Origin of the sequence: Aeromonas salmonicida subsp. salmonicida, assembly GCF_001643305.1 — a bacterium.
Taxonomy (GTDB): domain Bacteria; phylum Pseudomonadota; class Gammaproteobacteria; order Enterobacterales; family Aeromonadaceae; genus Aeromonas; species Aeromonas salmonicida.
In genome coordinates this window covers 23,335-32,071 of the sequence record NZ_LSGW01000061.1, presented here as the reverse complement: position 1 = coordinate 32,071, position 8,737 = coordinate 23,335, and the positions used below count along the sequence as shown (strand labels likewise).

10 protein-coding genes are annotated in these 8,737 nt (G+C 58.2%); all 10 read right to left on the bottom strand.

Annotated features, from left to right (window positions below):
• On the bottom strand, window positions 1–568 hold a 568-nt coding region (locus tag AXW79_RS10165; protein ID WP_063975711.1), incomplete at its 3' end, for a pyridoxine 5'-phosphate synthase.
• 73 nt (window positions 569–641) lie between these two features.
• Window positions 642–1,349: a DNA repair protein RecO gene (gene recO, locus AXW79_RS10160; protein WP_005318856.1), complete on the bottom strand. Its 708-nt coding sequence runs from the start codon at window positions 1,347–1,349 to the stop codon at window positions 642–644.
• Window positions 1,350–2,249 (bottom strand): GTPase Era, encoded by a 900-nt coding sequence (gene era / locus AXW79_RS10155; RefSeq protein WP_005318854.1) that lies wholly within the window; start codon window positions 2,247–2,249, stop codon window positions 1,350–1,352.
• Between the two features lie 58 nt (window positions 2,250–2,307).
• The gene (rnc, locus tag AXW79_RS10150; protein WP_005318852.1) at window positions 2,308–2,979 is read right to left on the bottom strand and encodes a ribonuclease III; all 672 of its coding nucleotides are present in this window, start codon (window positions 2,977–2,979) and stop codon (window positions 2,308–2,310) included.
• Window positions 2,980–3,903, bottom strand: coding sequence for a signal peptidase I (gene lepB, locus AXW79_RS10145; RefSeq protein ID WP_005318850.1), 924 nt, complete (start codon window positions 3,901–3,903; stop codon window positions 2,980–2,982). It abuts the gene before it with no gap.
• A gap of 3 nt (window positions 3,904–3,906) precedes the next feature.
• The gene (lepA, locus tag AXW79_RS10140) at window positions 3,907–5,700 is read right to left on the bottom strand and encodes a translation elongation factor 4 (protein WP_005318848.1); all 1,794 of its coding nucleotides are present in this window, start codon (window positions 5,698–5,700) and stop codon (window positions 3,907–3,909) included.
• Window positions 5,701–5,818: 118 nt separating this feature from the next.
• A complete protein-coding gene (locus AXW79_RS10135; protein WP_005318845.1) occupies window positions 5,819–6,280 on the bottom strand; it encodes a SoxR reducing system RseC family protein in 462 nt (153 codons plus the stop codon).
• A 93-nt stretch (window positions 6,281–6,373) separates the two neighbouring features.
• Complete coding sequence (locus AXW79_RS10130; protein ID WP_005318842.1) at window positions 6,374–7,348, bottom strand: MucB/RseB C-terminal domain-containing protein; 975 nt, start codon at window positions 7,346–7,348, stop codon at window positions 6,374–6,376.
• Between the two features lie 21 nt (window positions 7,349–7,369).
• Complete coding sequence (locus tag AXW79_RS10125) at window positions 7,370–7,963, bottom strand: RseA family anti-sigma factor (protein WP_011899067.1); 594 nt, start codon at window positions 7,961–7,963, stop codon at window positions 7,370–7,372.
• Window positions 7,964–7,984: 21 nt separating this feature from the next.
• Window positions 7,985–8,566: an RNA polymerase sigma factor RpoE gene (gene rpoE / locus AXW79_RS10120; RefSeq protein ID WP_005318837.1), complete on the bottom strand. Its 582-nt coding sequence runs from the start codon at window positions 8,564–8,566 to the stop codon at window positions 7,985–7,987.
• Window positions 8,567–8,737 lie beyond the last annotated feature (171 nt).

The window sequence follows — 8,737 nt, the reverse complement described above, 5'->3', positions numbered from 1 at the left end:
TGACCTTGAGCCCCTTGCCGGCAGCATAGGAAGCGCCGGCGGCGATGCGCTTGAACTCGGCGTTGCGATCGGTATCCGTGGTGGCGTCGGCATAGCGGCCGGTGTGGATCTCGATGAAGGGAGCACCACTGTCGGCGGCCGCGTCGATCTGCAGCGGGTCGGCATCGATAAACAGCGACACCTGGGCCCCCACGGCCGACAACCGAGTCACCGCATCCGTGATTTTGTCGAGCTGACCAGCCACGTCCAGACCACCCTCTGTGGTCACCTCGGTACGCTTCTCCGGCACCAGGCAGACGAAGTGGGGCTTGATACGACAGGCGATGCCGATCATCTCCTCGGTCACCGCCATCTCCAGGTTCATTCTGGTTTGTATGGTCTGGCGCAGTATCTCCACATCGCGGTCCGTGATGTGGCGACGGTCTTCCCGCAGGTGGACGGTAATGCCGTCGGCCCCGGCCTGCTCGGCCACGAAGGCAGCTTGTACCGGATCCGGATACTGGGTGCCACGGGCATTGCGCAGGGTGGCGATATGGTCGATGTTCACACCCAGATAGATTTCGCTCATTGATGACTCCTTGAAACACTTCATCTGTTAACTGTGCGGCTGCCGCCTTGGCGCCAGCGCGGATATCCATATGTCACTGTGTGCTGGCTTTGCGCTTTAAAAACAGCTCCCGGCTCTTTAATTGCCGTCTGCCCAGATAGGGTTGCAGCGCCAGTCGGCTGAAACGTTTGGCCGCCTGCAGCAAAGGAGGGGTATCGAAACGTCCCTCGGCGAAGGCCAGCAGGTGGGCACCGAGAAACAGGGTACGGGGATCCGGCGCCCGCTCGCAAGCGACAAAGCCCAATTCGCGCTCGAAGCCGTAGAGCAGCTCGGGCTGGATCGCGGACTCGTCGTCAGCGGCGTATTCGAAGTCCACCGCATAGCCAAGCGCCTGCAACAGCAGGAACTCGAAGCGGCGCAGCGGCAACTCGGGCGTCTCGCCATCTGCCAGCGCCATCAGGGCACGGGCATAGGCGTCAAACACCTCGGGAAAAGGGGTATGGGCTTCCAGCAGGTAGTAGACCAGCTCGTTGAGGTAGAGGCCGTAGAAAAGGCGATCGCCACCGAGTCGCAAGGAGTGATCCGGACATTCAACCTGGGCGAGATTCTTGAGATCCCCCTTGCCACGCCAGCTGATGGTGAGCAGGGAAAAAGGTTGAAGCAGCCCCTTCAGAGGGGAGCGTGGCCCGCGAGAACCGCGAGCCACCAGAGTAAATCGGCCACTATCCTGGGTAAACACCTCGACCAGCTGACTGGTCTCCCGATAGGGCCGACTGTGGATGACGAAGGCTGGACTCAGCAATCAGTCATCGCCATAGCCGAGACTGCGCAGGGCGCGCTCGTCATCGGCCCAGCCCGCCTTGACCTTGACCCACAGCTCAAGGAACACCTTGTTCTGGAACAGGCGTTCCATGTCGATGCGTGCCTCTGTGCCTATGGTCTTGATCTTCTCACCCTTGTTGCCGATGACCATCTTCTTCTGGCCATCGCGCTCTACCAGGATCAGGGCATTGATGTGATAGATGCCGCTCTCTTCCACCTTGAAGCGCTCGATCTCCACGGTCACAGAGTAAGGCAGCTCCTCACCGGTGAAACGCATCAGCTTCTCGCGGATGATCTCGGAGGCCATGAAGCGGGAAGAGCGGTCGGTCACGTAATCTTCCGGGAAGAAGAAGTTGTTCTCTGGCAGCAGATCCTTGGACCACTCGCGGATCTTCTCCACGTTGGTGCCCTTCTCGGCACTGATGGGAAGGATATGGGAGAACTTCATCTGCTGGCCCAGCCACTCCAGGTGGGGCAGCAAGTCTTCCTTGTCCTTGACGTTGTCGATCTTGTTGACTGCCAGCACAACGGGACAGGGCAGATGGCGCAACTTGCCGAGCACCATCTCGTCATCCTTGGTCCAGTGGGTACCGTCAACCACGAACACCACCATGGCCACATCACCCAGCGAACTGGTGGCAGCGCGGTTCATCAGGCGGTTGATGGCCCGCTTCTCTTCGATGTGCAGACCCGGGGTATCCACATAGATGGTCTGATGGTTGTCCTCGGTGTCGATCCCCAGGATCCGGTGACGGGTAGTCTGGGGTTTCTTCGAGGTGATGCTGACCTTCTGGCCAAGCAGCTTGTTGAGCAGAGTGGACTTGCCCACGTTGGGGCGGCCCACGATGGCGACAAAGCCGCAGTAAGTCGTATCTGTCATGACAGTTTTTCCAATGCCTGTTGTGTTGAAAGACCGCGGCCTCTTGCATCAATAGCAGTCATGACAGTCTTTCCAATGCTTGCTGCGCCGCAGCCTGTTCGGCCTTGCGACGGCTGGTGCCGACCCCGACCAGCGGACCATCCAGCCCTTCCACGTCGCACTGGACGGTGAACTCCTGGTTGTGGGCCTCGCCCTTGACGTTGGTCACTGTGTAGGTCGGCAGGGATTTGCGGCTTCCCTGCAAAATTTCCTGCAGGCGGGTCTTGGGATCCTTCTGCTCTATGCCTGGTTTGATCTCATCCAGACGGCTGGCATACCAGCTCAGCAGCAGCACCCGCACCGCCTCAAGATCAGTATCCAGATAGACGGCACCGATCACCGCCTCGACCGTGTCGGCCAGAATGGATTCGCGGCGAAAACCGCCACTTTTGAGTTCGCCGGGCCCGAGGATCAGGTCATCCCCAAGGTCAAACTCCCGGCCCAGTTCGGCCAGGGTCTTCTCGCGCACCAGAGTGGCGCGCATCCGGCTGAGATCTCCTTCCGCCGCTTGCGGGAAGCGGTGGAACAGAGCATCGGCAATCACCAGACTCAGGATGGAGTCACCCAGAAATTCCAGTCGCTCATTATGACGGGAACCGGCGCTGCGGTGAGTCAGCGCCCGGGTCAACAGCTCTTTATCGTGAAAGACATGCCCGAGACGGGACTGCAGTCTGTTCATTTTGATATTCATTTACTTGATTCCGCCAATGCGGTTGAAGCGCACACCTGTCGGTACCCAGCTTGGCAGCAGGGAGCCTTCTTCACGCTCAAATTCAAAACTTATCCAGATGGCGACCGCCTTGCCCACCAGATTCTGCTCGGGCACAAAGCCCCAGAAACGGCTGTCGGTACTGTTGTCACGGTTGTCACCCATCACGAAGTACTGACCTTCCGGTACCACCCACTCGTCGGGGTAAGTACCGGGCTGGCGATAATAGCGGCCGACCATATCGGGCATCAGCGGGTTACGCAGGGTCTCGTGAGACACCTCACCCAGCTGCTCGGTATAGCGATCAAGCGGGATCCCCATCTGGGTAAATTCACCCCTTTGTTCAAACTTGACGTCGAGCTTCTTGAAGCCCGGGCAAGTTTTCCCTTCCTGCTCCTCGCACTTGGGCCGGATCATCAGCTCCTTGTTGCGATAGATGACCCTGTCCCCCGGCATGCCGACCACTCGCTTGATGTAGTCCACCCGGGTATCCAGCGGATACTTGAACACCACCACATCGCCGCGTTTGGGTTCGCCGGTCTCGAGGAATCGGGTGTTGGTCACCGGATCCTTGAGGCCATAGGCAAACTTCTGCACCAGGATGAAGTCGCCCACCAGCAGGGTCGGCATCATGGAGCCTGACGGGATCTGGAACGGCTCAAACAGGAAGGAGCGCAGTATCAGCACCAGGGTAATGACCGGAAACACACCTGCGGTCTGTTCGATCCAGACCGGCATGGGGGCAACCTTGGCCAGGGTTTTCTCATCCAGATGAGCACCGCCGTGGGCACGGGCCACGGCAATCTTGGCGGCCCGCTGCTTGGACCAGATCATCTTGTCCAGACACCAGATAATACCGGTGATCACGCAGACCACCACCAGGATCAGGGAAAACGTGCTTGCCATCGATTAATCCTTTCCTACATGGAGAATTGCGAGGAAGGCTTCCTGCGGCACGTCGACACGGCCCAGGGACTTCATCCGCTTCTTGCCTTCTTTCTGCTTGTTCAGCAGCTTTTTCTTCCGGCTCACGTCACCACCATAACACTTGGCGGTCACGTCTTTACGCAGGGCCTTGACCGTGCTGCGCGCGATGATCTGGTTGCCAATGGATGCCTGAATGGCGATATCAAACATCTGGCGCGGGATCAGCTCACGCATCTTCTCCACCACCTGGCGACCGCGATACTGGGCGTTCTCCTTGTGGGTGATGATGGCCAGCGCATCGACACGCTCACCGTTGATCATGATATCCAGACGGACCATCTCGGAGGTTTCGAAGCGCTTGAAGCCGTAATCCAGCGAGGCGTAACCACGGCTGGTAGATTTCAGGCGGTCGAAGAAATCGAGCACCACTTCCGCCATCGGGATTTCGTAGGTCAGTGCAACCTGATTGCCGTGATAGACCATGTTGGTCTGAACGCCACGCTTCTCGATACAGAGAGTGATGACATTGCCCATGTACTCCTGAGGCAGCAATATGTTGCACTCGGCGATCGGCTCACGCATCTCTTTGATGTTGTTGACCGGAGGCATGGCGGACGGGCTGTCGATGTGGATGGTTGAGCCATCATTGAGCTCAATCTCGTAGACCACGGTCGGGGCCGTGGTGATGAGATCCAGATCGTATTCCCGCTCCAGACGCTCCTGGATGATCTCCATGTGTAGCATGCCGAGGAAGCCACAACGGAAACCGAAGCCCAGCGCGGTGGAACTTTCCGGTTCGAAGAACAGGGAGGCATCGTTCAGGGACAGTTTGTCGAGGGCATCACGGAATGACTCATAGTCATCGCTGGAGATGGGGAACAGGCCCGCATACACCTGCGGCTTCACCTTCTTGAAACCCGCCAGCGCTTTTTCGGCACCGTTCTTGGCTTGAGTCAGGGTATCGCCCACAGGGGCACCGTGGATGTCCTTGATGCCGCAGACGACCCAACCTACCTCGCCACAGCCCAGACCCTGGGTATCCACCTGCTTGGGCGTGAAGATACCGATACGATCGACACCCCACACCTGACCGGTGCTCATCACCTTGATCTTGTCGTTTTTCTTGAGGGAGCCGTTCTTGATCCGCACCAGAGAGACGACGCCCAGATAGGAGTCAAACCAGGAGTCGATGATCAGCGCTTGCAGCGGTGCATCGGGATCACCGACCGGCGCCGGAATGCGAGCCACTATCTCTTCCAGCACAAGGTCAACGCCCAGGCCGGTCTTGGCGGAGCAACGGACAGCATCAATGGCGTCGATGCCGACTATGTCTTCGATCTCCTCGGCAACCCGCTCGGGCTCTGCGGCCGGCAGGTCAATCTTGTTCAGCACCGGCACCACTTCCAGCTCCATTTCCATGGCGGTGTAGCAGTTGGCCAGAGTCTGTGCCTCAACCCCCTGGCCGGCATCTACCACCAGCAGCGCCCCTTCACAGGCCGCCAATGAGCGGGAGACTTCGTAGGAGAAATCTACGTGGCCCGGGGTGTCGATAAAGTTCAGCTGGTAGGTGTTACCGTCTTGTGCCTGGTAGTTCAGGGTCACACTCTGTGCTTTGATGGTAATGCCGCGCTCGCGCTCCAGGTCCATGGAGTCAAGCACCTGAGCCTGCATCTCGCGGGAGGACAGGCCGCCGCAAGTCTGGATCAGACGGTCCGACAGGGTCGATTTACCGTGGTCGATGTGCGCAATAATCGAAAAGTTACGAATGTGTTTCATCGAGCAAGAATCACTCAAAATTAGGTTAGGGCCGGATATGGAGGCAGGATTTTACTGGATAACCCGGTCGACGGCCAATCTTTAGTCGACGGAGCACCAGAAATACAGGCCTGCACGCTCAGGAGAGGTTGCGGGTATGGAGTACCACACCCAGCATGCGGGGGCCGTATGCCCCCTGTTCGAGTCGAGTGGAAAAGTAACGAACCAGTGAAAATCCGATGACGCCACCCAGCAAGCAACTGAGGATGGTGATCCCCTCCCCGCCCGCCAGCAAGGGTACCAACCAGAGCTGACCGAGCAGGGCGCCCGCCAGCAGACAGAACAGCGGCAATACATACACCAGTGCTGCCCCCCGCAGGATACTCGCCTGGGGAATACCGAGTCTCACTTGCTGACCAACGCTCACCTCGGCGGTGAGGGCAATCCGCAGTCGTTGCTGCTTCATCACAAACGCCTTGGCAACAGTGCCGGTACCGCAGTTGGATTGTTGATGGCAACTGCTGCAGGCAGAGCGCCGTTCGCACTCCACCCAGGCATGCTGTCCATCAATGGCCACCACGGTTGCCAGCTCTTCGCTCATTTCACTCACAAGACGGTTCCACAATAACGAGGGAAAGATTGACCCCATCTGAACATGACTGACCCGCTCGGGCAAGCGAGCATGTGCAGACGACTACTGTACAGTCTCATTGCGAGCCAACGGTTGCACCGACTCGGCGATACGTTTCGCTGTGTCGGCCGGTACTTCGCCGACGACTGTGATCTCGACCCCCACATCGTTGACGTAGCTCACCAGCGAAGTAGCGCCCTGGCGGATCAGCTGCTGACGCACCGCCTGCTTGGGATCAACCCTGGCCACATAGACGGAGAGATCCACCAGCCCATCGGAGAGCATCATGTAATCGACCGGCAAACTGGTGGTCACCAGTTGATGCCGGTCCTGAGACAGTACCTTGAAACCATCCGGCAACCAGGTCAGGTGCCAGTTAAGCGTCTGCTGCGGCGCCGGATAGGCATCCTCCAGCGCCTGGGGCAGCTTGCTGCCGGCCAGCTTCACCAACCAGGGCGCAGGCGCGCTCAGCCTGTCCAGATCCCCCCCCAGCACCTGCTCGACCAGATTGCCTTCCCGATCCACCATGTCCACCCGCAGCAAGAGGCTGCTCTGTTCATCGATCCAGAGCATGAAGCCATACTTGTCTGCCTCTTTGGGAACCAGCCTGACCACTTGCGCCACCAGACCGGCTACCCGACTGCGGCCGGCCAGCACGGGATCATAACTTTCCAGCACACGGGGCAGCGGCATATTCACCAGCGTCGCCCAGACACCGGGGAAGCGGGCGCCTTTGAGGGTGTAGGGTTCGTGGGTATTTTCGAAGAAGGTAAACTCGTCCTGGCGCTGCAGGTACTCTATGGTCTTGCCGTCGAGATAGCTCAGATGAGCCACCTCCTTGCCATCGATCATCCCATGGCTGAAACGTATGGGTTCGAGGCGCCCCTGACGGGCCTTGACCATGGATAATTCGAAATTTTGTTGCGAAACGGCACTCTGCATCTGCTGCAACAAGGCCTCGGCCGACTTATCGTCGGCCGAGGCCTTGGCACAAATCAGCAGGAGAGAGGCCAGCAAAATACGGCTGGACTGGCGCACGGTCTGATCCCTAAAAATGCGTTATTCCTGAATCTGCTTGTCTTGCAGCAGACGCTGTTGCAACTGGTGGTCACGCAGGAAGGCATTGATACGCTCACGCTGCTCCTGCATCTGTTGCTCGCTCAACCCTTGCTGGCGGGTGGAGGCCCGGTTGCCATCTTGCGGGTAGTGCACACTCACTGGCGAGGAACTGCCACCGACAGGAATGGTGTTGAGCACAGGATTGGTCGGTATGCCGTCCTGCCCCTGATACTGCTGCACCCCGAAGATGACGGCAGCGGCGACCGACGCGGCGATGGCGTATTGCCCCACCTGTTGACCGACCCGGCGAAACAGCGGAACCACCTTGGCGGCAGTGTGAACCTGCGGTGCAGTTGGCTTGCTCTCCACCGGCTTGGGCGCCAGTATGGTGGGCTCGTCTTCCAGTGCTGCCATGATGCTGTCACTGAGATCCAGTTGCAGATTGACCGGCAGGTCCCCCCGCATGGCATCACCGATCAAGTGGTAACGAGACCAAGTATCTTGCAGCGCCGGATCCATTCCCAGCTCGCCAAGAACCTCAACATCGCTCAAGTCACCATCCATCAGGGCCGAGAGTTGCTCTTTAGTTGCCATAGTTAACCTGTCTTTCCCCAGTTAATTCTCGATCAGAGGTTTCAGCTTTTTATCGATTGCTTCCCTCGCCCGGAAGATGCGGGATCTCACCGTACCCACCGGACAATCCATGATTTCGGCAATCTCTTCGTAGCTCAGCCCTTCCAGTTCGCGAAGGGTGATGGCTGTCCTCAAGTCTTCAGGCAAAGCTTCTATGGCGGAAAACACGGTACGCTTGATCTCGTCGGTCAGCGCCAGGTTTTCCGGTGTGGCAATCTCTTGCAAGGCTTCGCCACCACCATAGTATTCTGCCTCGTCCGCCTCTACATCACTGCTGGGCGGCCTGCGCCCCTGAGAGGTCAGATAATTTTTGGCCGTATTCACGGCGATTCGGTACAACCAGGTGTAAAACGCGCTCTCGCCACGGAATGTCGGCAACGCCCGGTAGGCTTTGATAAACGCCTCCTGCGCCACATCCGGCACATCGCCCGGATTGTTGACATACCTGGCAACCAGGTTGACCACTTTATGCTGGTATTTTTTTACCAACAGGTTGAATGCATTTTTATCGCCACGCTGGACCCGTTCAACCAGCTGTTCGTCCAGTAGATTCTGGTCGCTCATCAGAGCCGTAAAACCCCCATCAGGTTATCGTTTTTCTTTTCCGGCCCTTCCTAAGCGCACAAGTTCAGACAGGAGGAATCAGGGAAAGTTCGGTTGCATTGAAAAAAATGTGACGCAGGCTGCATCACCGCCCTCGCTTGGGCTACCATGGTGCCAGTTCTTAATCCAGGC